We start from the raw sequence: 22,190 nt of genomic DNA, 5'->3' as shown, positions 1-22,190 counted from the left end.
AAAGAATCACTTATGTCATCATCTCGCCCCGTATTCCGTTCCGGTTGGCTGCCGTATGCGCTAGTGTTGCCGCAACTGGTTATCACCCTTATCTTTTTCATCTGGCCTGCGGGCGAAGCGCTGTGGTACTCACTGCAAAACGTCGATCCGTTTGGGCTTTCGAGCACGTTTGTCGGCCTGGATAACTTCAAACAGCTTTTCCACGACAGTTACTATCTCGACTCTTTCTACACCACCTTAATTTTTAGCGGATTAGTCGCAGGTAGCGGCCTGCTGGTGTCGCTGTTTTTCGCCGCGCTGACGGATTACGTGATCCGCGCCAGCCGTCTTTATCAAACGCTGATGCTGCTGCCCTACGCCGTCGCTCCGGCCATTGCCGCCGTATTGTGGATCTTCCTGTTTAACCCCGGGCGTGGTCTGCTTACCCATGTGTTAGAACAGCTTGGCTACCACTGGAACCACGCGCAAAACAGCGGCCAGGCGATGTTCCTGGTGGTGTTTGCTTCGGTCTGGAAGCAAATCAGCTACAACTTCCTGTTCTTCTTTGCTGCACTTCAGTCGATTCCTCGATCCCTGGTCGAAGCCGCTTCTATTGACGGTGCCGGGCCGGTGCGCCGCTTCTTTAAATTGTCGCTGCCGCTGATTGCTCCGGTGAGTTTCTTCCTGCTGGTGGTGAATCTGGTTTACGCCTTTTTCGATACCTTCCCGGTTATCGACGCCGCAACCGGCGGTGGCCCGGTACAGGCCACCACCACGCTTATCTATAAAATCTATCGTGAAGGTTTTGCCGGGCTCGACCTCTCCGCATCAGCCGCGCAGTCTGTGGTGCTGATGTTGTTGGTGATTGTTCTGACGGTGATTCAGTTTCGTTTCGTGGAACGTAAGGTGCGCTACCAATGATTGAGAACCGCCGCGGGCTGACTATTTTCAGCCACACCATGCTCATCCTTGGCATCATCGTGATTCTGTTCCCGCTGTATGTCGCATTCGTTGCGGCAACGCTTGATAACGAAGCCGTCTTTCAGACGCCGATGACGCTGATCCCCGGCAGTCATCTGTTTGAGAACATGGCTTATATCTGGACGCACGGCGTCGGTGCTAACAGTGCGCCGTTCGGCCTGATGCTGCTGAACAGTTTCGTGATGGCGCTGGTGATTACTATCGGCAAAATTACGGTCTCAATGCTCTCGGCATTTGCCATCGTCTGGTTCCGCTTTCCATTGCGTAACCTCTTCTTCTGGATGATTTTTATCACTTTGATGCTGCCGGTCGAAGTGCGAATTTTCCCCACTGTAGAAGTTATCGCCAATCTCAAGATGCTCGACAGCTACACCGGCCTGACGCTGCCGTTAATGGCTTCGGCGACCGCCACATTTTTATTCCGTCAGTTCTTTATGACGCTGCCCGACGAGTTAATCGAAGCGGCTCGCATTGATGGTGCAACACCAATGCGCTTCTTTCGCGACATCGTGCTGCCGCTCTCAAAAACCAACCTGGCCGCGCTGTTCGTCATCACCTTCATCTACGGCTGGAATCAGTATCTGTGGCCGCTGCTGATTATCAGCGACGTCAACCTCGGCACCGCCGTTGCGGGGATCAAAGGGATGATGTCTTCTGGCGAAGGCTCCACCCAGTGGAATCAGGTGATGGCGGCGATGCTGCTGACGCTGATCCCACCGGTAATAATCGTTTTAGCCATGCAGCGTGCGTTTGTGCGTGGCCTTGTTGATAGTGAGAAGTAAACCATGGCAGGTCTGAAACTACAGGCAGTAAGTAAAAGCTGGGATAACAAAACTCAGGTCATTCAACCGCTCACGCTCGATGTGGCGGACGGTGAATTTATCGTGATGGTGGGGCCGTCGGGCTGTGGGAAATCCACGCTGCTGCGCATGGTGGCCGGGCTTGAACGCGTGACCAGCGGCGATATCTGGATCGATCGCCAGCGCGTCACTGAAATGGAGCCGAAAGAGCGCGGCATTGCGATGGTGTTCCAGAACTACGCGCTGTATCCGCATATGAGCGTGGAGGAAAACATGGCCTGGGGGCTGAAAATTCGCGGCATGGGCAAAGCGCATATTCAGCAGAAAGTCGCGGAAGCGGCACGCATTCTGGAGCTGGACGGCCTGCTTAAACGCCGCCCGCGCGAGCTTTCCGGCGGTCAACGTCAGCGCGTGGCAATGGGGCGCGCCATCGTGCGTGACCCGGCAGTTTTCCTGTTTGACGAACCGCTCTCCAACCTCGACGCCAAGCTGCGCGTACAAATGCGCCTGGAGTTACAGCAGCTGCATCGCCGCCTGGAAACCACCAGTTTGTACGTTACCCATGACCAGGTCGAAGCGATGACGCTGGCCCAGCGCGTGATGGTGATGAATAAAGGTGTTGCTGAGCAAATTGGCACGCCGGTAGAGGTTTATGAACGCCCGGCCACTCGCTTTGTGGCAAGCTTTATCGGCTCGCCGGCCATGAACCTGCTGGAAGGAAATATTAGCGCTGACGGCACGCGTTTTGAACTGGCGGGTGGGATGGCGCTGCCGCTGGGGAGCGCGAAGCGTTCGTATCAGGGCTGCGCGGTAACGCTGGGTATCCGCCCGGAACATATTGCGTTAAGCTCACAAACCGCAGGCGGCATCCCCTTTATGGTGGACACGCTGGAGATGCTCGGTGCGGATAATCTGGTGCACGGGCGCTGGGGCGAGCAAAAAATGGTGGTGCGGCTGGCGCATCAGGAGCGCCCGCAGCCCGGCAGCACCTTATGGCTGCATCTGCCTGAAAATCATCTGCATTTCTTTAATAAAGAAAATGGACAACGTTTATGAGCCACTGGCCTTACCCAAAAGTCGCCGCCCATCGCGGCGGTGGAAAACTGGCACCGGAAAATACCCTGGCGGCGATTGATGTTGGTGCGCGTTACGGTCATACCATGATCGAGTTTGATGCCAAGCTTGCAAAAGACGGGCACATCTTCCTGCTGCATGACGATACGCTTGAGCGCACCAGTAACGGCTGGGGAGTGGCGGGCGATTTACCGTGGGATAAGCTGCTTAACGTAGACGCCGGAAGTTGGTTTAGCAATGAGTTCAAAGGTGAGCCATTACCGCTGCTTTCACAGGTTGCGGCGCGCTGTCATCAGCACGGCATGATGGTCAATATTGAAATCAAGCCGACAACGGGCAGCGACACGGAAACCGGCAAAGCCATTGCGCTGGCCGCCAGGGAATTATGGCAGGGGCAAACTGCACCTTTGCTATCCTCGTTTTCCATCAAAGCGCTGGAAGCGGCACAGCGAGCGGCGCCAGAATTACCGCGCGGTTTATTGCTTGATGAATGGCGTGATGACTGGCGCGAGCTAACCACTCGTCTGGGCTGCGTATCCATTCATTTAAATCATAAACTGCTGGATGAGTTGCGCGTGCGGGAACTAAAAGCGGCAGGATTACATATTCTGGTTTATACCGTGAATAACCCCCAACGGGCAGCCACGCTGCTGCGCTGGGGAGTGGATATCATCTGCACTGACCTTATCGACCAGATTGGCGCAGACTTTACGGCCCAATAGTTTTCAGCGGAATGCTCGGCTGTAACGTAGTCGAGTTGCCATCAGGATTTAACATGCTGCCGTTGGCCCTCGGCTGCAGCATGCGATCCTGCCCGCTGGCGTTCGACCCGCTGCCGCTTAGCATGCCGCCATTGGTGTTTGGCAGCACCTGCTGACTCCCGACATCCAGCTCATTGGGCAGCGTTTTCTTCACTTTCAACACATCCTGCTGCGAATTATTGTTGATCTGCGCTTCCAGATGCTGCTGTTGCATACGCGTCTGGGTCTGTAGCTGCTGATTTAACATCCCTTTTTGCTGTATCTGCTGCGTTTGCATCTGCTGCTGCATCCGCTGCTGGCTGGGGATCTGGTAACCCGGCTGGTTGGGGTTATTCAGGGTATTTATCGGCTGTGCCAGACAGGCCAACGGCAGCAAAGCCGCCACGGGTAATATTTTTTTCATCAATACTTCCTCCATTTGGGGGATCTATTAAGTTTAATCGTTTTCCGTAGTTACGAAGATTATTTAGGAGTTTTAGACCAGGCTTATTGGGCGATTGACTGGACAAACATGGAGAAAAAACGATGAAGCAGTGGAAAACTTTTTGCTCAGAAGCTCTGCGTTGGATGACGATTCCTGCGCTTATGATAGGACTTTGCTTTTCTGTTAATGCCGCGCCCCCTCCGGCGGCACCCCCGGTATCCTATGGTGTTGAAGCTGACGTACATCATGCGGTGCGTGCTGAAAATGGCATGGTGGCTGCGCAAGACGCCCTCGCCACACAAGTGGGCGTCGATATTCTGAAACAAGGCGGGAATGCAGTTGATGCCGCTGTTGCCGTCGGTTTTGCGCTGGCGGTGACTCACCCGCAGGCGGGGAATATTGGCGGCGGTGGCTTTATGATGTTGCGCACTAAAGATGGTAAAACCACCGCCATTGATTTCCGTGAAATGGCCCCGGAAAAAGCCACGCGCGATATGTTCCTTGATGCGCAGGGCAATGCCGACAGCAAAAAATCTCTCACTTCTCATCTTGCCTCAGGTACGCCGGGCACCGTGGCGGGCTTCGCTATGGCGCTGGAAAAATATGGCACTCTGCCGCTAAATAAAGTGCTTCAGCCTGCGATCGGGCTGGCGCAGGACGGATTTAGCGTCAACGATGCGCTGGCGGAGGATTTAGCCGTTTATGGCGCGGAAGTGCTGCCGAATCATCCCAACAGCAAAGCTATTTTCTGGAAAGCTGACGGTAAGCCGCTGCAAAAGGGCGACAAACTGGTGCAGGCCGATCTCGCTAAAAGCCTGGAGCTGATTGCTGAAAATGGCCCGGATGCGTTTTATAAAGGCTCTATTGCTGAGCAAATCGCCGATGAAATGGCAAAAAATGGCGGGCTGATTAGCAAAGCGGATCTGGCGAATTACAAGGCGGTAGAACGTGCGCCAATTAGCGGCGAATACCGTGGCTATGAGATTTTCTCTATGCCGCCGCCGTCTTCCGGTGGCATTCACATCGTGCAAATCCTCAATATTCTGGAAAACTTTGACCTCGCCAAATACGGTTTTGCTAGCGCCGATGCGATGCAGCTCACCGCAGAGGCTGAAAAATATGCTTATGCCGATCGCTCGGAATACCTTGGCGACCCGGATTTTGTCAAAGTGCCGTGGCAGGCGCTGACCAACAAAGCCTATGCGAAATCATTGGCAGAACAGATAGATATCAACAAAGCGCGGCCGTCGAGCGCAATCAAGCCGGGCAAACTTGCGCCGTATGAAAGTAACCAGACCACGCATTTCTCGGTGGTGGATAAAGACGGCAATGCCGTAGCGGTGACTTATACGCTTAATACCGTATTCGGCACCGGCATTGTGGCAGGCAACACCGGTATTCTGATGAACAACCAAATGGATGATTTCTCGGCCAAACCGGGTGTGCCGAACGTTTACGGGCTGGTGGGTGGTGATGCCAACGCGGTGGGGCCGCATAAGCGCCCGCTGTCGTCGATGTCGCCAACTATCGTGGTGAAAGACGGGAAAACCTGGCTGGTGACCGGCAGCCCAGGCGGCAGCCGAATCATTACCACCGTGCTGCAAATGGTGATGAACACCATTGATTATGGAATGAACGTTGCCGAAGCCACCAACGCGCCGCGTTTCCATCACCAGTGGCTTCCTGATGAGCTGCGCGTCGAAAAAGGCTTTAGCCCGGACACCATCAAACTGCTGAAAGAGAAAGGGCAGAACGTGCAGGTGAAAGAGGCGATGGGCAGTACGCAAAGCATTATGGTCGCGCCGGACGGCATGTTGTATGGGGCATCTGACCCGCGTTCGGTTGATGATTTAACAGCGGGTTATTAATCCGTTTTCTTGCCCTTTCCAGAAACGGAAAGGGCAAGAGCGTTTCAATTCGGCTTTAATCGCGCCATAAAATACGCGTCAACATACTGCCCGCCGCGCAGTACGTAGTTCTTACCTGTACCTTCTATCTCAAAGCCGAATTTACGATAGACCGCCAGGGCTGGTGCGTTATCAACAAACACCGTCAACTCGATACGCTCGACGCGCAGCCAGTTATCACACAGGTCTGTCATTGCTGCCATCAACGCGCTGGCGACGCCTCTGCCATGAAAATTACTGTCCACGCCAATGCCAAATGATGCGACGTGGCTGCGGCGCGGTGATGGTTCTACCGCAAACGTCAGTTGGCCAACAACTTTTCGATCAATACATGCGACCAGATTACGGCTGCCTGGTTTTGGTTCCTTCAACCGTTCTAGCCACTGCCCTTGCGGAGAATAAGGAATGTGTAGCGTGTCGCGTTGCGGCGTCGGTTGAGAGTAAAGTTGATGCAGAGCTTCCGCATCGCCGATTTCAGCATGACGTATCACTATTTCGCTCATTCCTTTTTTCCTCAATTGGTTAGGTAACCCCTTCAACATTATTGACTTTTTAATTTTCGTCAACTGCCATTTATTTCTAAAAAATAGTAGACAAGTGCGAATGATAATGATTATTATTGCCATGCGTTCAGGGGAGACCCTTACGGAGACAACCTGAAAGCACGACATTGCTCACATTGCTTCCAGTATTACTTTAGCCAGCCTTGCGCTGGCTTTTTTTTGCCCTTCTGATTTGAAGCTGTAGCTACGTTGGCTGCGCTCACTCACCCGAATCCCTTACATAAGTAAGCTCATCGGGATTCGTTCTCTTGCCGCCTTGCTACAACTCCAACTCATTTGGGCAAATTATTCGTAGGTCGGATAAGCGGCAGCGTCATCCGACAAAAATCGTGCGCAAAATCTCATGCCATCCGCCAGCGTCTGAAGTATGGTAATTGCAATTCAAAGTCAAAAAGGACGAAGCAATGACCCTACACTGCGCTTTTATAGGTTTTGGCAAGAGCACCACCCGTTACCACCTCCCTTACGTGCTGGTTCGCAAAGATAAATTCTACGTTGCCCATATTTTCCGCCGCCATGAAAAGCCTGAAATTGAGCAGCAGCCGGAATACAGCCATATCCATTTCACCAGCCAGCTCGACGATATTCTTAACGATCCTCAGGTCAAACTGGTGGTGGTCTGTACCCATGCCGATAGCCACTTTGATTATGCGAAACGCGCGCTGGAAGCAGGCAAAAACGTGCTGGTGGAAAAACCGTTTACCCCGACGCTTGCCGAAGCCAAAGAGCTATTTGAGCTGGCGAAATCGAAAGGGTTGACCGTCACGCCTTACCAGAATCGCCGTTTTGACTCCTGCTTCCTGACGATGAAAAAAGCCATCGAAAGCGGGAAACTTGGCGAAATTGTCGAAATTGAAAGCCATTTTGATATGTATCGGCCGGTGGCCGAAACCAAACCAGGTCTACCGGCAGACGGTGCGTTTTACGGTCTTGGCGTGCATACGATGGACCAAATTATTTCGCTGTTTGGCCGCCCGGATCATGTCGCCTACGACATTCGAAGCGTGCGCAATAAAGCCAACCCGGACGATACCTTTGAAGCGCAGCTTTTCTATGGCGATATGAAAGCCATCGTCAAAACCAGCCACCTGGTGAAAATCGATTACCCAAAATTCCTGGTGCACGGTACCAGAGGCTCGTTCATTAAATACGGAATCGACCAGCAGGAAACCAGCCTGAAGGCGTACATTATGCCGGGCGAGCCGGGCTTTGCGGCGGACAGCAGCGTAGGCGTGCTTGAGTACGTGAACGAGGCGGGTGAAACCGTGCGCGAAGAGCTGAAGCCAGAAATGGGCGATTACGGGCGCGTGTACGATGCGCTGTATGAAACCCTCCTCAACGGCAAACCAAATTACGTCAGAGAAATTGAAGCGCTGACCAATCTTGAGATCCTTGAACGCGGTTTCGGGCAGGCTTCACCTGCAACAATCACTCTCGCCTGACCTGAAAATTGACGCCGTAAACTCGTTCACTTTTTTTGAACAGAGGCGTCAATATTCACCCTCTATCATCCTCTCCGGTTCGGGTCCACACTTAGCCCATCAAACGAATGGCGGAGTAACAAAGATGATTTTTTTAAGAAAAGCGCAAGAACGCGGTCATGCGAATCATGGTTGGCTGGACAGCTGGCACACCTTCTCATTCGCTAATTATTACGATGCCAGGTTCATGGGTTTCTCGGCATTACGTGTGATTAACGAAGACGTGGTGGAGGCCGGTGAAGGTTTTGGCACCCATCCGCACAAAGACATGGAAATCCTGACCTATGTGCTGGAAGGCGCCGTGGCACACCGCGATAGCATGGGTAACGAAGAGAAAGTCCCGGCGGGCGAATTCCAGATTATGAGCGCGGGCACCGGGATTACGCACTCCGAGTACAACCCAAGCCAAAGCGAGCGCCTGCGCCTGTACCAAATCTGGATTATTCCAGACAAAACAGGCATCACACCGCGTTACGATCAGCGCCGTTTTGATGCGCCACAGGGCCGTCAGCTGGTGTTGTCGCCGGATGCGCGTGAGGGTTCTCTGAAAGTGAACCAGGATATGGAGCTGTCGCGTTGGGCGTTAGCGAAAGAGGAGCAATCTGTCTATCAGATCCCGGCAGATCGCCGCATTTGGGTGCAGGTTGTCAAAGGTGATGTGTCCATCAATGGCACTCAGGCTAAAACCAGCGACGCGGTTGCCGTCTGGGGTGAACCCGCGATTTCGCTTCATGCCAACGATGCGAGCGAGATTTTGCTGTTCGATCTTCCTCCCGTATAAGTCTTACCCTTAGTTACCGGTCACAACCTTCCTCGAAACAGGGGGAAGGTTGCGGCCGGTCCGTGCTAAACTTGGTGGTCGTTTAGTTAACCTGCACAGCAAGATAATGAAAAAGAAAAGACCGGTATTACAGGACGTTGCAGACCGCGTTGGCATAACCAAAATGACGGTCAGCCGCTTTTTACGTAACCCTGAGCAGGTTTCCGCTGCGCTACAGGTCAAGATTGCCGCGGCCCTTGATGAACTTGGCTATATTCCTAACCGCGCGCCAGACATTCTCTCCAACGCTACCAGCCGCGCAATCGGCGTGTTATTGCCCTCGCTCACCAACCAGGTTTTCGCTGAAGTGCTGCGCGGCATTGAAAACGTGATTGATGCTTACGGCTACCAGACCATGCTTGCCCACTACGGCTATAAACCTGAGCTGGAAGAAAAGCGTCTGGAATCGATGCTTTCCTGGAATATCGACGGCCTTGTCCTCACTGAACGCGCCCATACGCCGCGCACGTTAAAAATGATTGAAGTGGCGGGTATCCCGGTGGTGGAGCTGATGGATAGCGTTTCGCCATGCCTCGATATTGCCGTCGGTTTTGATAACTTTGAAGCCGCACGCCAGATGACCGCCGCCATTATTGCGCGTGGCCATCGCCACGTTGCCTATCTCGGCGCACGCCTGGATGAGCGTACCGTGATTAAGAAAAAAGGGTACGAGCAGGCGATGCGTGATGCGGGCCTTGTGCCGTATAGCGTGATGGTCGAGAACTCGTCTTCCTATTCCACCGGGATTGAGCTGTTCCGCCAGGCCAGGCGCGAATATCCACAGCTCGACAGTATTTTTTGTACCAACGATGACTTAGCCATCGGTGCAGCATTTGAATGCCAGCGTCAGGGCTTGCGTATTCCGCAAGATATGGCGATTGCCGGTTTCCACGGCCACGATATCGGGCAGGTGATGGAGCCGCGTCTTGCCAGCGTGCTGACGCCGCGTGAACGTATGGGGCGTATTGGCGCCGAGCGTTTAATGGCGCGCATCCGCGGTGAAACCGTAATGCCACAGAGGCTGGATTTGGGCTTTACGCTCTCGCCGGGCGGCTCCATTTAACGAAGCGGTTTCAGCTTGCAGGCGGCATTGACTGCAAAATAGTCTACGTCCGCAAGATTGTTTGATGTAGTTCACAGTTATTCGCTTTTTAAGCGAATGATGATTGCTTATTGCTACCGCGCTATCGACAATGTTACCGATAACAGTTACCCGTAACAATTTCATGTCACACTCGCTGTGCCAGTCGGAGCTACGCTATGAGTACTACCAACCATGACCATCACATCTACGTCCTGATGGGCGTCTCTGGCAGCGGTAAATCTGCTGTTGCAAGCGAAGTTGCCTATCAGCTTCACGCGGCGTTTCTTGACGGTGATTTCCTGCATCCACGCTGCAATATCATGAAAATGGCATCCGGTGAGCCGCTTAACGATGAAGACCGTAAGCCCTGGCTGCAGGCGCTGAACGATGCTGCTTTTGCCATGCAACGCACCAATAAAGTCTCTTTGATCGTCTGCTCTGCGCTGAAAAAAATCTATCGCGACCAGCTGCGTGCAGGAAACCCGAACCTCTCTTTCATCTACATGAAAGGTGATTTTGAGGTGATTGAAAACCGTCTGAAAGCGCGCAAGGGGCACTTCTTCAAAACGCAGATGCTGGTGACGCAGTTTGAAACGCTGGAAGAGCCCGGCGCTGATGAACCTGATGTGCTGGTGGTGGAGATTGACCAGACGCTCGAAGGGGTGGTGGCCAGTACTATTGATGTGATTCATAAAAACAGTGCGGCAGAGTAACGCATGTTTTAACCGCAATATCGCTCTGACAAAATGCCAGAGCGATAACTTCGGCCACTCTCTACGACATTAGCGGTAACAGCTGCTGATAAATCTGGTTAAACATTTTGCGGCGGGGCTGGTAACGTTGATGACGCACGCTATCCGGCTGATGCTGTTGCTCTGGTGCTAGCTGCGGCAACAGCGATGGCAAAGGCGTATCTGGATTGATCGCAATTTGCGCCAGGCGCGCCGCTCCCAGCGCCGGGCCAACGTCGCCTCCCGTGCGGTAATCAAGCGTTTGCCCGCTGATATCCGCCAGCATTTGCCGCCAGTACGGGCTTCGCGCACCGCCGCCGATAAGCGTCACGCTTTGCGGCGTCACGCCACAGGAATGCACCGCGTCCATACCCTCCGCCAGCGCATAGCCCACGCCTTCCAGCACCGCGCGTGCAAGCTCTGCGGGACCATGTTGATGAGTCAGGCCAAAGAACACGCCTTTTGCCTGCGGATTATTATGCGGCGTGCGCTCGCCGGAAAGATAGGGCAGGAACCAGATATCGCCCGCTTCCTCATCGGCTTTTTCTGCCGCAGCGAGCAGGGCCGGAACCGTTGCAAGCCCGGTGAGCTTTGCCGCCCAGTCGAGGCAGGAGGCCGCGCTGAGCATCACGGACATTAAGTGCCAGCGGTTGGGCAGGGCGTGACAAAAACTGTGCACCGCGCTTTCTGGCCTGCTGCGAAAACCCTCGCTGACGGCAAAGTACACGCCGGATGTCCCCAGCGACAGCATCGCCTGGCCGACATCCATCATGCCCACGCCCACGGCCCCCGCAGCGTTATCCCCCCCGCCGGCAATCACAGGTACGGCGGGCATATTCCACGCCCGGGCGACGTCTGCTTTCAGCGAGCCGGTTATTTCGCAGCCTTCAGATAACGCGGGCATCTGCCGGCGGCTTAGCTGGCAGGCATCGAGCATTGTGTCGCTCCAGTCGCGCTTTGCGACGTCCAGCCACATCGTGCCTGCGGCATCAGACATGTCGCTGGCAAAAATACCGCTCATCCGCAGCCGCAGATAATCTTTTGGCAGCAGCACCTTATCAATTTGTGCGAAAATTTCTGGCTCGTGGCGTTGAACCCACAGCAGTTTTGGTGCGGTAAAGCCCGGCATCATCAGGTTGCCGGTAATCTGGCGTGAATCAGGTACGCGAGCTTCTAACAATGCGCACTCTGCGCCGCAGCGCCCGTCGTTCCATAAGATCGCCGGGCGCAAAACGTTCTGCTGCTTATCAAGCAGCGTTGCGCCGTGCATTTGCCCGGCAATGCCTAGTGCTTTAACACCCGCAAGGGAGTGCTGTTCGCCGAGCGCTTTCATCGCGCGGTCAGTGGCTTGCCACCAGTGTTCAGGATCTTGCTCCGACCATAACGGATGCGGGCGCGACACCGTCAGCGCTTCAGTGCGCGATGCCAGCACTTCGCCTTGCTCATCCAGCAAAATCGCCTTCACACCCGAGGTGCCGAGATCGATTCCGATATACATAGAGACTCCTTATAAACGCGCCACGTAAAACGTGGCGCGGGGAAATCTGTTTATCGAGCAGTAAGTTATCTATCAAACAGATAGTGATTCACCAGGTTTTCCAGCAGCTCCTGATGCCCGCTCTGGTGCTGCGGCGCCAGGTTATGCTGTTCAGCGTACTGCGCCACCTGCGCCAGCGACATTTGCCCTTTCAGGATTTGCTGGCCAATCTCACCATTCCAGGCGGCATAACGCCTGGCGACGCGTTTATCCAGCTCGCCTTCTTCAATCATCCGCGCCGCAATTTTCAATGACAGCGCCATGACGTCCATCGCCCCAATATGGCCGTAGAACAGATCGTACTTATCGGTACTCTGGCGACGGACTTTGGCGTCAAAGTTCAGGCCACCGGTGGTAAAGCCGCCTGCTTTGAGAATTTCGTACATCACCAGCGAGTTTTCTTCCACGCTATTAGGGAACTGGTCGGTATCCCAGCCCAGCTGCGGATCGCCGCGGTTGGCGTCGACGGAGCCGAAGATGCCCAATGCGATAGCGCTGGCGATTTCGTGATGGAACGAGTGGCCGGCAAGCGTGGCGTGGTTCGCTTCAATGTTAACTTTGATCTCTTTTTCCAGCCCGAACTGCTTCAGGAAGCCGTAAACCGTGGCGACATCGTAATCGTACTGGTGCTTGGTGGGCTCCTGCGGTTTCGGTTCGATAAGCAGCGTGCCGCGGAAACCAATTTTATGTTTGTGCTCCACCACCATCTGCATAAAGCGGCCAATTTGTTCACGTTCCTGGCGCAGATCGGTATTGAGCAAGGATTCGTAACCTTCACGCCCTCCCCACAGGACATAGTTTTCACCGCCCAGCCTGTGGGTGGCATTCATCGCCGTAGCGACCTGCGTTGCCGCCCAGGAGAACACTTCCGGGTCCGGGTTGGTCGCCGCACCTGCGCCGTAACGAGGATGGGTAAAGCAGTTAGCCGTGCCCCATAATAATTTCACGCCGCTCTGTTGCTGTTTTTGCTCCAGCACCTCAGTCATCTGCGCGAAATTATTCAGGTATTCCTTCAGCGACGCGCCTTCTGGCGACACGTCCACATCGTGGAAGCAGTAGTAGGGAACGTTCAGCTTATGGAAGAATTCGAAGGCCACGTCTGCTTTATTTTTTGCCAGCGCTAGCGCGTCGCCAGCCTGCTGCCATGGGCGTTCAAACGAGCCGACGCCGAACATATCTGCGCCGTTCCAGCAGAAATTGTGCCAGTAGCACGCGGCAAAACGCAGGTGATCTTCCATGCGTTTGCCCAGCACCATTTCATCTGGATTATAGTGGCGGAATGCCAGGGGGTTAGTGGTTTTAGGGCCTTCAAAACGTACACGCTCAAGTTGGTCGAAATAGGCTTGCATAATTAACTCCGTAATCAGGGGGGCGGCAAGTAAGCGATTCTGTGACCATCCTGGATTTTCCTCGGGCGTTGCTCAATTACGTTATTTCACACTGCGATTCAGAGAATGCTTAACTGTGCGCTGCCTCGCAAAAAACAGCTGAATAGCCGATGAATTAATTTTTTTTGCTATCTGCGTAAATAACGCAATAAATCTTGCCGTTAATTTAAAAGCCGATCGCCATCATAAATTAACAATTAAACAAAAAAACGTAATGCGAAGATAAAAATCTGTAATTGCCGGATTGCCATTCCCGGTCAACAATCCTTTTCGCTCGACGATAAATAATTTTTAATCCGATTTATTCCACCCTACACAGGTATAACAATATGAAGATTAAGAACCTCCTGCTGACGTTGTGTGCCTCGCTGGTGTTGACCAGCGTCAGCGGTATCGCCAAAGAAGTCAAAATCGGCATGGCAATAGATGACTTGCGCCTTGAGCGCTGGCAGAAAGACCGCGATATCTTTGTTAAAAAGGCCGAGTCGCTGGGCGCGAAAGTGTTTGTGCAATCGGCGAATGGCAACGAAGAGACGCAGATGTCGCAAATCGAAAACATGATTAACCGTGGCGTCGATGTGCTGGTGATTATTCCTTACAACGGCCAGGTATTAAGTAATGTCATTGCCGAAGCCAGGCGGGAAGGAATAAAAGTATTAGCCTATGATCGTATGATTAATAATGCTGATATTGATTATTACATCTCGTTTGATAATGAAAAGGTCGGTGAGTTGCAGGCGCAAAGCATTGTTAGTAAAGTGCCTTCTGGTAATTATTTCTTAATGGGAGGCTCACCGGTTGATAATAATGCCAAACTGTTCCGCGCCGGCCAGATGAAAGTATTAAAGCCCTATATCGATAGCGGGAAAATTAAAATCGTCGGCGACCAATGGGCGGACGGCTGGCTGCCAGAAAATGCATTGAAAATTATGGAAAATGCGCTAACGGCCAATAACAATAAAATTGATGCGGTCGTGGCCTCAAACGATGCGACGGCCGGAGGAGCAATCCAGGCGCTAAGCGCGCAGGGGCTGTCAGGCAAAGTGGCAATTTCCGGGCAGGATGCGGATTTGGCTGCGGTGAAACGCATTATTGCCGGTACGCAAACCATGACGGTGTACAAGCCCATCACCCAGCTTGCGAATACGGCGGCTGAAATTGCCGTGGAATTAGGCGAGGGCAAACAACCCGCTTCTGATGCGGTACTCAATAACGGCGTAAAAGATGTCCCTTCACGGCTGTTGACCCCCATCGAAGTCGATAAAACCAATATCGACAGCACCCTGGTGGCCGACGGTTTCCACAAAAAGAGCGAGCTATAACCCACTGCGCCCGTGTGCTGCCACGGGCGATACCCTTAAAACAGGTAAAGGAGGGGCTATGCCTTGTTTACTGGAAATGAAAAATATTACCAAAGCTTTTGGTGCCGTAAAGGCGGTGGATAACGTCAGCCTGGCGGTGGATGCGGGTGAGGTGATGTCCCTGTGCGGCGAAAACGGCTCCGGCAAATCCACGCTGATGAAAGTGCTGTGCGGGATTTATCCTTACGGCAGTTATGAAGGGGAAATCTGGTTTGCCGGTGAAAAACTACAGGCGAGCCACATCCGCGATACCGAACGTAAAGGCATTGCAATTATTCACCAGGAGCTGGCGCTGGTGAAGCATCTGACGGTGCTTGAGAATATTTTCCTCGGCGCGGAGCTATCCCGGCATGGGGTACTCGATTACGACAGCATGACGCTGCGCGCTCAGAAGCTGCTGGCGCAGGTGAGCCTGAATATCTCTCCGGATACCCGCGTCGGTTCGCTGGGGCTTGGGCAACAGCAGCTGGTTGAAATCGCCAAAGCGCTGAATAAACAGGTGCGTTTACTGATCCTCGATGAGCCAACCGCTTCCCTGACCGGGCAGGAAACGGCGGTGCTGCTGGGGATTATTCGCGACCTGCAAGCGCATGGCATCGCCTGCATTTATATCTCGCACAAACTTAACGAAGTGAAAGCCATTTCCGACACCATCTGCGTTATCCGCGACGGGCAGCCTGTCGGCACGCGGGAAGCTGCGCTGATGGGTGAAGATGACATCATTACCATGATGGTCGGGCGCGAGCTTACGGCGCTCTATCCTAATGAACCGCACCAGATCGGGGCTGAAATTCTGCGCGTCGAGCATCTCACGGCCTGGCATCCGGTGAACCGGCATATCAAACGCGTCAACGACATCTCGTTTTCCCTGCACCAGGGGGAAATTCTGGGTATTGCGGGGCTGGTTGGCGCCGGGCGTACCGAAGCCGTGCAGTGCCTGTTTGGCGTCTGGCCGGGTAAATCAGAAGGCCAGATTTTCATTGATAACAAACCGGTCACCCTGAGTCACTGCCAGCAAGCTATCGCTCACGGCATTGCGATGGTGCCCGAAGATCGTAAAAAAGATGGCATCGTGCCGGTGATGGCGGTGGGGCAAAACATCACGCTGGCAGCACTTAGTCAGTTTTCGGGCGCGCTCACCCACCTTGACGATGCCGCCGAACAACACTGCGTGCTGCAATCCATCAGGCGGCTGAAAGTAAAAACCTCGTCGCCTGAGCTGGCGATTGGCCGGCTCAGCGGCGGCAACCAGCAAAAAGCGATTCTTGCGCGCTGTCTGCTGCTCAATCCGCGCATTCTGATCCTCGATGAACCCACGCGCGGCATCGATATCGGTGCGAAGTATGAAATCTACAAGCTGATTAATCAGCTGGTTGGGCAGGGGATTGCGGTGATTGTTATCTCATCGGAATTGCCGGAAGTCCTCGGTCTGAGCGACCGGGTGCTGGTGATGCATGAAGGGCGCATCAAAGCCGACCTGATTAACCACAACCTGACCCAGCAGCAGGTCATGGAAGCCGCACTGAGGAGTGAACAGCATGTCGAAAATCAAGCAGTCTGAAATGAAACTCACGGCGCACCCGGCCTCACCTTTTGCAGGTTTACGCACCCTCAATCTGCAGGTTTTTGTCATGATTGCGGCGATAGTAGCCATCATGCTTTTCTTCACCTGGACCACGGACGGCGCTTATCTCAGCGCCAGAAACATCTCTAACCTGCTGCGGCAAACGGCCATTACCGGGATTCTGGCCGTTGGCATGGTGTTCGTTATTATTTCGGCAGAAATCGATCTTTCCGTCGGCTCGATGATGGGGTTGCTGGGTGGCGTAGCGGCCATTTTCGATGTGTGGCTGGGCTGGCCTTTACCGCTAACGATTGCTGTCACCCTGCTGCTTGGGCTGGCGCTGGGCGCGTGGAATGGATGGTGGGTGGCGTATCGCAAAGTGCCGTCGTTTATCGTCACGCTGGCCGGAATGCTGGCGTTTCGCGGCGTGCTAATTGGCATGACTAACGGCACCACCGTTTCACCGACCAGCGCGGCGATGTCACAAATCGGGCAGAGCTATTTACCTGATGGCATTGGCTTTGGTATCGGCACATTAGGACTGGTCATTTTTGTGGCCTGGCAATGGCGTATGCGCACGCGCCGCGAAGCGCTAGGGCTGGCAACTCCCGCCTCGACGGGCGTCGTCGGGCGTCAGGCCATCACGGCGGTCATCGTGTTAGGAGCCATCTGGTTACTTAATGACTATCGCGGCGTGCCAACGCCGGTGCTGATCCTTACCTTATTGCTGCTGGCGGGGATGTTTATGGCGACCCGCACCGCGTTTGGGCGGCGTATTTACGCGATTGGCGGCAATATTGAAGCGGCGCGCCTCTCGGGTATCAATGTCGAGCGCACTAAGCTTGCGGTATTCGCCATTAACGGACTGATGGTCGCTATTGCCGGGTTGATTCTTAGCTCGCGCCTGGGCGCGGGCTCTCCGTCCGCCGGGAATATCGCTGAGCTGGACGCCATTGCGGCCTGTGTCATTGGCGGCACCAGCCTTGCAGGCGGCATAGGGAGCGTGGCGGGTGCGGTGATGGGCGCCTTTATTATGGCTTCGCTCGATAACGGTATGAGCATGATGGACGTCCCCACCTTCTGGCAATACATCGTCAAAGGGGCCATTTTGCTGCTGGCGGTGTGGATGGACTCGGCCACGAAACGCAGAGCGTAACTGTGGCAACGATCACAATGCCGGGGTAAGGTCCCCCGGCATTGGTGCCGTTGTGGTATTGCAGATACGGTTTTGTTATCAGGAATGAAAAGCATGTTTGAGAAGCGTCATCGCATTACGTTGTTATTCAATGCCAATAAAGCCTACGACCGCCAGGTCGTGGAGGGGGTGGGTGAATATTTGCAGGCCTCTCAATCCGAATGGGACATCTTTATCGAAGAGGATTTCCGCGCCCGCATCGACAATATCAAAGAGTGGCTGGGCGACGGGGTGATTGCCGATTTTGATGATAGTGAAATCCAGCGTTTGTTAGACGGGGCTGATGTGCCGATTGTGGGGGTGGGGGGCTCTTACCACTTACCTGAACACTATCCGCCGGTGCATTACATCGCCACCGACAACCATGCGCTGGTGGAAAGCGCCTTTTTGCATCTCAAGGAGAAAGGCGTTCAGCGCTTCGCCTTCTATGGTTTGCCGAACTCCAGTGGCAAACGCTGGGCGATGGAGCGTGAATATGCTTTTAACCAGCTTGTGGCGCAGGAAAAATACCGTGGAGTGGTGTATCAGGGAATAGAAACGGCCCCTGAGAACTGGCAACACGCGCAAAACCGCCTCGCGGATTGGGTGCAAACGCTGCCCCCACAAACCGGCATTATTGCCGTGACCGATGCGCGAGCGCGTCATCTTTTGCAAGTCTGTGAGCATCTGCATATTCCGGTGCCGGAAAAGCTCTGCGTGATTGGCATTGATAACGAAGAGCTGACCCGCTATCTGTCGCGGGTGGCGCTCTCATCGGTGGCGCAGGGGACAAGGCAGATGGGCTATCAGGCGGCTAAATTGCTGCATCGTTTACTGGATAATGAACCGCTGGCGCTACAGCGTGTGCTGGTGCCGCCGATGCGCGTGGTGGAGCGGCGTTCAACGGATTATCGTTCGCTGCACGATCCGGCGGTGATTCAGGCGATGCATTACATCCGCAACCATGCCTGCAAAGGGATTAAAGTGGAGCAGGTGCTGGATGCGGTAGGCATCTCGCGCTCCAATCTGGAGAAGCGCTTTAAGGAGGAAGTGGGCGAGACGATTCACGCCATGATTCATGCCGAAAAACTTGAAAAAGCCCGCAGCTTGCTGGTGTCCACCTCGTTGTCGATTAACGAAATATCGCAAATGTGCGGTTACCCTTCGCTGCAGTATTTCTATTCGGTATTTAAAAAAGAGTACGACGCAACGCCGAAGGAACACCGGGAAAGATATAGTGAAATATTAGTTTGAGTGAGGGTTGAGGCTAAAAAAAACGCCTTCATAGAGAAGGCGTGAATTATTACTTATTATTAACAATCTATTTTTAGTTAATTAGTTCGGTGCCATAAAGCGCTGATTGGATTGGTACATGGCAAACAGGTAGTTATTATAGCTGCTGCCGCGTGTGGAATACCCTTTCAGCTTATGGATCATATTACTGGCGGTCACTTCTTGATCCGCTTTACGCAATTGGGCGCGTGATTTACGGAAAGATTTATAGGCCGGGTGCGTATTCAGATTTGTTACGTACGCGTTAACGCCTTCTTTAACCGAATTGTAATGCAAATAGCCTTTAACTTTGCCAGGTTCGTTGTTGCAATGGCGCTTGCTGCACTTCATGCCGAACAGGTTGTTATTACTACGGGCAAGTTTAGAGGTGCCCCAGCCGCTTTCGGCTGCGGCCATCGTTGCCACCATATTGGTAGGAATAATGTCGACTTTTTCCATCAGCGTGTTCCACGGCACGTGCTTAGTATTACCATTCCACGCAATTTTATAGCGTTTAGTAATATCTTTCAGACGCGTACGCTCTGATGGTGACCAGCGTTTTTCATACTGCTTAGAAACCAACCAGTTACGGTCAGCAGTAATCGCTGCATTTTGACTTGTAATGTATGGCATGAGCGTCCGGAGAAACGCTTTTTTTCTCGGTGTTCCGGAAGGGTATTTTCGCAAATCAGGGAGCGATGCAATTTCACTATTGCGAGAATACTCTTTTTTACTGCTTGCCAGTTTCTTACCGTGTGTCGTAGTGCTTTTAGCGTTAACTAAATGGGCTTTATGCGATTTTGGCTCATGTTGACTTGCTAATACCCCAGTTGAAAAACTGCAGGTCAGTAACATCAGTATCGCAGCCCCAAATCGTCGGAATGGGGTTGATATCATTAGATCTCCTGGTCGGATCGTTGCGTTTGCCGTGCCTTATTTGTCAAAGGTTTCGAATAAACTAAACGCGGATACTAACAAAAATAGACTCCCGGAGCACCAAAAGAAATAATCCGATTCCTAAACGCTGTCGCCTGGAATGTTCTTCCGACGCTAAAAAGTAGCGAAATATGCGATGCTTATCGCATATTTTTAGCTAATAGATCGCGCCTTTACTCCCCCTGGTTCCTCATCCCCAATAATCCCCTGAGAGGATGAATTCAGTTAATTAAAACGGTGCCAGACTGAATAAAAGATCATCACCGGCTTAACCCTATGAAAAAATTACCGCTGCTCATTCTACTGTTCCCGGGGCTTGTGCAGGCCGCCTGGAACGCCCCCGGTTTGCCTGACTTTAAAATCCAGGGGCCGGGGCTGTTTGTCAGTGAAGGAAAGCTCGCAAAAGGGGCTTTGCCGCTAACGTTTACGCACGAACGGGCATGCTGGCAGCCTGCAGAATCAATAAAGCTCAACCAGATGCTGTCACTGAAGCCCTGCGCAGGAGAAGCTCCCGTATGGCGCCTGTTTCGTGCAGGTGAATACCGCATGCAAATCGATACGCGCAGCGGAACGCCAACGCTCAGCATCAGCGTGAAAGATGAGAAGCAGGCCGCTCCGGTTGATATTACCCGCCAGTGCCCGGTATGGGACGGTAAGCCGCTCACGCTGGATGTCAGCAAAACCTTTGCCGAAGGCAGCGAAGTGCGTGATTTTTACAGCGGCACGACGGCCACGGTTACGCAAGGCCAGATAACCCTGATGCCCGCAGCGAACAGCAATGGCCTGCTGCTACTCGAATCTGCCGCCACCCAACAGGCTGCGCCATTCAGCTGGCGCAACGCCACGATCTACTTTGTGCTGACCGACCGCTTTGCAAACGGCAATCCACAAAACGATAACAGCTATGGCCGCCATAAAGATGGCAGACAGGAGATAGGCACGTTTCACGGTGGCGATCTGGCCGGGCTAACGCAAAAACTCGATTATTTACAGAGGCTGGGAGTTAACGCGTTATGGATTAGCTCGCCGCTTGAGCAAATTCACGGCTGGGTTGGCGGCGGCACGAAAGGGGATTTCCCGCATTACGCCTACCACGGTTACTACACCATGGACTGGACAAAACTCGATGCCAACATGGGGACCGAAGATGAACTGCGCACGCTAGTGGATGAGGCGCATAAACGCGGCATCCGCATTTTGTTCGACGTCGTGATGAACCACACCGGCTACGCCACGCTTGCCGATATGCAGGAGTACCAGTTTGGCGCGCTGTATCTCAAGGGGGATGAGCTGACAAAAACGCTCGGCAAGCGCTGGAGCGACTGGAAGCCCGGCCCCGGCCAAAGCTGGCATTCCTTCAATGATTACATCAACTTTGGCGATAAAGCGGCCTGGCAAAACTGGTGGGGTAAGAACTGGATCCGCACCGACATTGGCGATTATAACCCCCCAGGCTTTGACGACTTAACCATGTCGCTGGCCTTCCTGCCGGATTTAATAACCGAATCAACGCAGCCCGCGGGTTTGCCGATTTTTTATCGCCATAAGCCTGATAGCGGCGCGCAAGAAATTGCGGATGCGACCGTGCGTGATTATCTGACCCATTGGCTCAGCCAGTGGGTGCGTGATTACGGCATCGACGGTTTCCGGGTGGATACCGCAAAACATGTCGAAAAAGCAGGCTGGCTGCAGCTTAAAGAGCAGTCTGTGGCGGCACTGGACGACTGGAAAAAAGCTAACCCGGAGAAGAAACTCGATGACGCCCCGTTCTGGATGACCGGTGAATCCTGGGGCCACGGCGTAATGCACAGCGATTACTACCGCAGCGGCTTTGATGCGATGATCAATTTTGATTATCAGGAACAGGCGGCAAAGGCCGTGGATTGCCTGGCTGATATCGATCTCACCTGGCAGCAGATGACGACAAAATTGCAGGATTTCAACGTTCTTAGCTACCTTTCCTCCCACGATACCCGCCTGTTCCGCGAAGGCGGCCCGCGTGCGGCTGAACTACTGTTGCTGGCACCGGGCGCGGTGCAGATTTTCTATGGCGATGAAACCGAGCGCCCGCCTGGTCCGACCGGTTCCGACCCGCTGCAAGGCACGCGTTCGGATATGAACTGGGGGCAAAACGTCGCCACGCTCGCGCACTGGCAGAAAATCAGCCAGTTCCGCGCCCGCCATCCGGCAATCGGGGCGGGAGAGCAAAACACGCTGAGTATCAAGCAGGGGTACGGCTTTAGCCGCGCCGCAGGCGATGACAAAGTGATGGTGGTGTGGGCGGGTAATCTTTAACTTTTTTGCGCTGTATGTCCTCTCCCTAACTCTCTCCCTCAGGGAGAGGCCGGGGTGA

19 protein-coding genes are annotated in these 22,190 nt (G+C 53.6%); 14 read left to right on the top strand and 5 right to left on the bottom strand.

Translation table 11 applies throughout. From position 1 onward, the window contains the following. Window positions 1-12 precede the first annotated feature (12 nt). The 4 genes from ugpA to ugpQ are packed head-to-tail and all read left to right on the top strand — an operon-like array spanning window position 13 to window position 3,556. Entirely contained in the window at window positions 13-900 is an 888-nt protein-coding gene (ugpA, locus tag EHN07_RS08135; protein ID WP_124023672.1) for a sn-glycerol-3-phosphate ABC transporter permease UgpA, read from the top strand. Next, window positions 897-1,742 (top strand): sn-glycerol-3-phosphate ABC transporter permease UgpE, encoded by an 846-nt coding sequence (ugpE, locus tag EHN07_RS08130; protein ID WP_124023671.1) that lies wholly within the window; start codon window positions 897-899, stop codon window positions 1,740-1,742. The genes ugpA and ugpE overlap by 4 nt, the downstream gene beginning before the upstream one ends. A gap of 3 nt (window positions 1,743-1,745) precedes the next feature. Continuing rightward, on the top strand, window positions 1,746-2,816 hold the full coding sequence (locus EHN07_RS08125) for a sn-glycerol-3-phosphate import ATP-binding protein UgpC (RefSeq protein WP_124023670.1): 1,071 nt from the start codon (window positions 1,746-1,748) through the stop codon (window positions 2,814-2,816). Continuing rightward, the gene (ugpQ, locus tag EHN07_RS08120; RefSeq protein WP_124023669.1) at window positions 2,813-3,556 is read left to right on the top strand and encodes a glycerophosphodiester phosphodiesterase; all 744 of its coding nucleotides are present in this window, start codon (window positions 2,813-2,815) and stop codon (window positions 3,554-3,556) included. The genes EHN07_RS08125 and ugpQ overlap by 4 nt, the downstream gene beginning before the upstream one ends. On the opposite strand, the gene EHN07_RS08115 is transcribed toward ugpQ, so the two are convergent. Then, window positions 3,543-3,998, bottom strand: coding sequence for a DUF2756 family protein (locus tag EHN07_RS08115; RefSeq protein ID WP_124023668.1), 456 nt, complete (start codon window positions 3,996-3,998; stop codon window positions 3,543-3,545). The genes ugpQ and EHN07_RS08115 overlap by 14 nt on opposite strands. A gap of 122 nt (window positions 3,999-4,120) precedes the next feature. On the opposite strand from EHN07_RS08115, the gene ggt reads away from it, so the two are divergent. Further along, window positions 4,121-5,887, top strand: a complete 1,767-nt coding sequence (gene ggt / locus EHN07_RS08110) for a gamma-glutamyltransferase (RefSeq protein ID WP_124023667.1) — start codon at window positions 4,121-4,123, stop codon at window positions 5,885-5,887. A gap of 44 nt (window positions 5,888-5,931) precedes the next feature. Here ggt and yhhY read toward each other — a convergent pair whose 3' ends face one another. Next, complete coding sequence (gene yhhY, locus EHN07_RS08105; protein ID WP_124023666.1) at window positions 5,932-6,429, bottom strand: N-acetyltransferase; 498 nt, start codon at window positions 6,427-6,429, stop codon at window positions 5,932-5,934. Window positions 6,430-6,893: 464 nt separating this feature from the next. Between yhhY and EHN07_RS08100 the strand changes: the two genes are divergently transcribed. From EHN07_RS08100 to gntK, 4 genes are all read left to right on the top strand, one after another. Beyond that, window positions 6,894-7,931, top strand: a complete 1,038-nt coding sequence (locus EHN07_RS08100) for an oxidoreductase (RefSeq protein ID WP_124023665.1) — start codon at window positions 6,894-6,896, stop codon at window positions 7,929-7,931. A gap of 124 nt (window positions 7,932-8,055) precedes the next feature. Next, window positions 8,056-8,751 carry a pirin family protein gene (locus EHN07_RS08095; RefSeq protein WP_124023664.1) on the top strand — a complete coding sequence of 232 codons (696 nt, stop codon included), beginning with the start codon at window positions 8,056-8,058 and terminating at the stop codon, window positions 8,749-8,751. A 106-nt stretch (window positions 8,752-8,857) separates the two neighbouring features. Further along, window positions 8,858-9,853, top strand: a complete 996-nt coding sequence (gene gntR / locus EHN07_RS08090; protein WP_124023663.1) for a gluconate operon transcriptional repressor GntR — start codon at window positions 8,858-8,860, stop codon at window positions 9,851-9,853. Window positions 9,854-10,050: 197 nt separating this feature from the next. Further along, window positions 10,051-10,587: a gluconokinase gene (gene gntK, locus EHN07_RS08085; protein ID WP_124023662.1), complete on the top strand. Its 537-nt coding sequence runs from the start codon at window positions 10,051-10,053 to the stop codon at window positions 10,585-10,587. 61 nt (window positions 10,588-10,648) lie between these two features. On the opposite strand, the gene xylB is transcribed toward gntK, so the two are convergent. Together xylB and xylA are read right to left on the bottom strand one after the other, a co-directional pair. After that, window positions 10,649-12,103, bottom strand: coding sequence for a xylulokinase (gene xylB / locus EHN07_RS08080; RefSeq protein ID WP_124023661.1), 1,455 nt, complete (start codon window positions 12,101-12,103; stop codon window positions 10,649-10,651). Between the two features lie 65 nt (window positions 12,104-12,168). Then, window positions 12,169-13,491, bottom strand: coding sequence for a xylose isomerase (gene xylA / locus EHN07_RS08075; protein ID WP_124023660.1), 1,323 nt, complete (start codon window positions 13,489-13,491; stop codon window positions 12,169-12,171). A 368-nt stretch (window positions 13,492-13,859) separates the two neighbouring features. Here xylA and xylF point away from each other — a divergent pair, with 368 nt between their 5' ends. From xylF to xylR, 4 genes are all read left to right on the top strand, one after another. Beyond that, the gene (xylF, locus tag EHN07_RS08070; RefSeq protein WP_124023659.1) at window positions 13,860-14,852 is read left to right on the top strand and encodes a D-xylose ABC transporter substrate-binding protein; all 993 of its coding nucleotides are present in this window, start codon (window positions 13,860-13,862) and stop codon (window positions 14,850-14,852) included. 58 nt (window positions 14,853-14,910) lie between these two features. Beyond that, window positions 14,911-16,452 (top strand): xylose ABC transporter ATP-binding protein, encoded by a 1,542-nt coding sequence (locus EHN07_RS08065; protein ID WP_124023658.1) that lies wholly within the window; start codon window positions 14,911-14,913, stop codon window positions 16,450-16,452. Further along, entirely contained in the window at window positions 16,430-17,611 is a 1,182-nt protein-coding gene (gene xylH, locus EHN07_RS08060) for a xylose ABC transporter permease XylH (protein WP_124023657.1), read from the top strand. Before EHN07_RS08065 ends, xylH begins: the two co-directional genes overlap by 23 nt. Before the next feature lie 93 nt (window positions 17,612-17,704). Then, window positions 17,705-18,883, top strand: a complete 1,179-nt coding sequence (xylR, locus tag EHN07_RS08055) for a D-xylose utilization transcriptional activator XylR (RefSeq protein WP_124023656.1) — start codon at window positions 17,705-17,707, stop codon at window positions 18,881-18,883. A gap of 81 nt (window positions 18,884-18,964) precedes the next feature. On the opposite strand, the gene EHN07_RS08050 is transcribed toward xylR, so the two are convergent. Next, window positions 18,965-19,798, bottom strand: coding sequence for a protein bax (locus EHN07_RS08050; protein ID WP_124023655.1), 834 nt, complete (start codon window positions 19,796-19,798; stop codon window positions 18,965-18,967). A gap of 315 nt (window positions 19,799-20,113) precedes the next feature. Between EHN07_RS08050 and EHN07_RS08045 the strand changes: the two genes are divergently transcribed. Next, window positions 20,114-22,132 carry an alpha-amylase gene (locus tag EHN07_RS08045; RefSeq protein ID WP_124023654.1) on the top strand — a complete coding sequence of 673 codons (2,019 nt, stop codon included), beginning with the start codon at window positions 20,114-20,116 and terminating at the stop codon, window positions 22,130-22,132. Window positions 22,133-22,190: the final 58 nt, after the last annotated feature.

The organism is Buttiauxella warmboldiae, assembly GCF_003818135.1.
Classification (GTDB): Bacteria; Pseudomonadota; Gammaproteobacteria; order Enterobacterales; family Enterobacteriaceae; genus Buttiauxella; species Buttiauxella warmboldiae.
The sequence above is the reverse complement of the archived record's forward strand: the minus strand, read 5'-3'. Positions and strand labels throughout refer to the sequence as shown.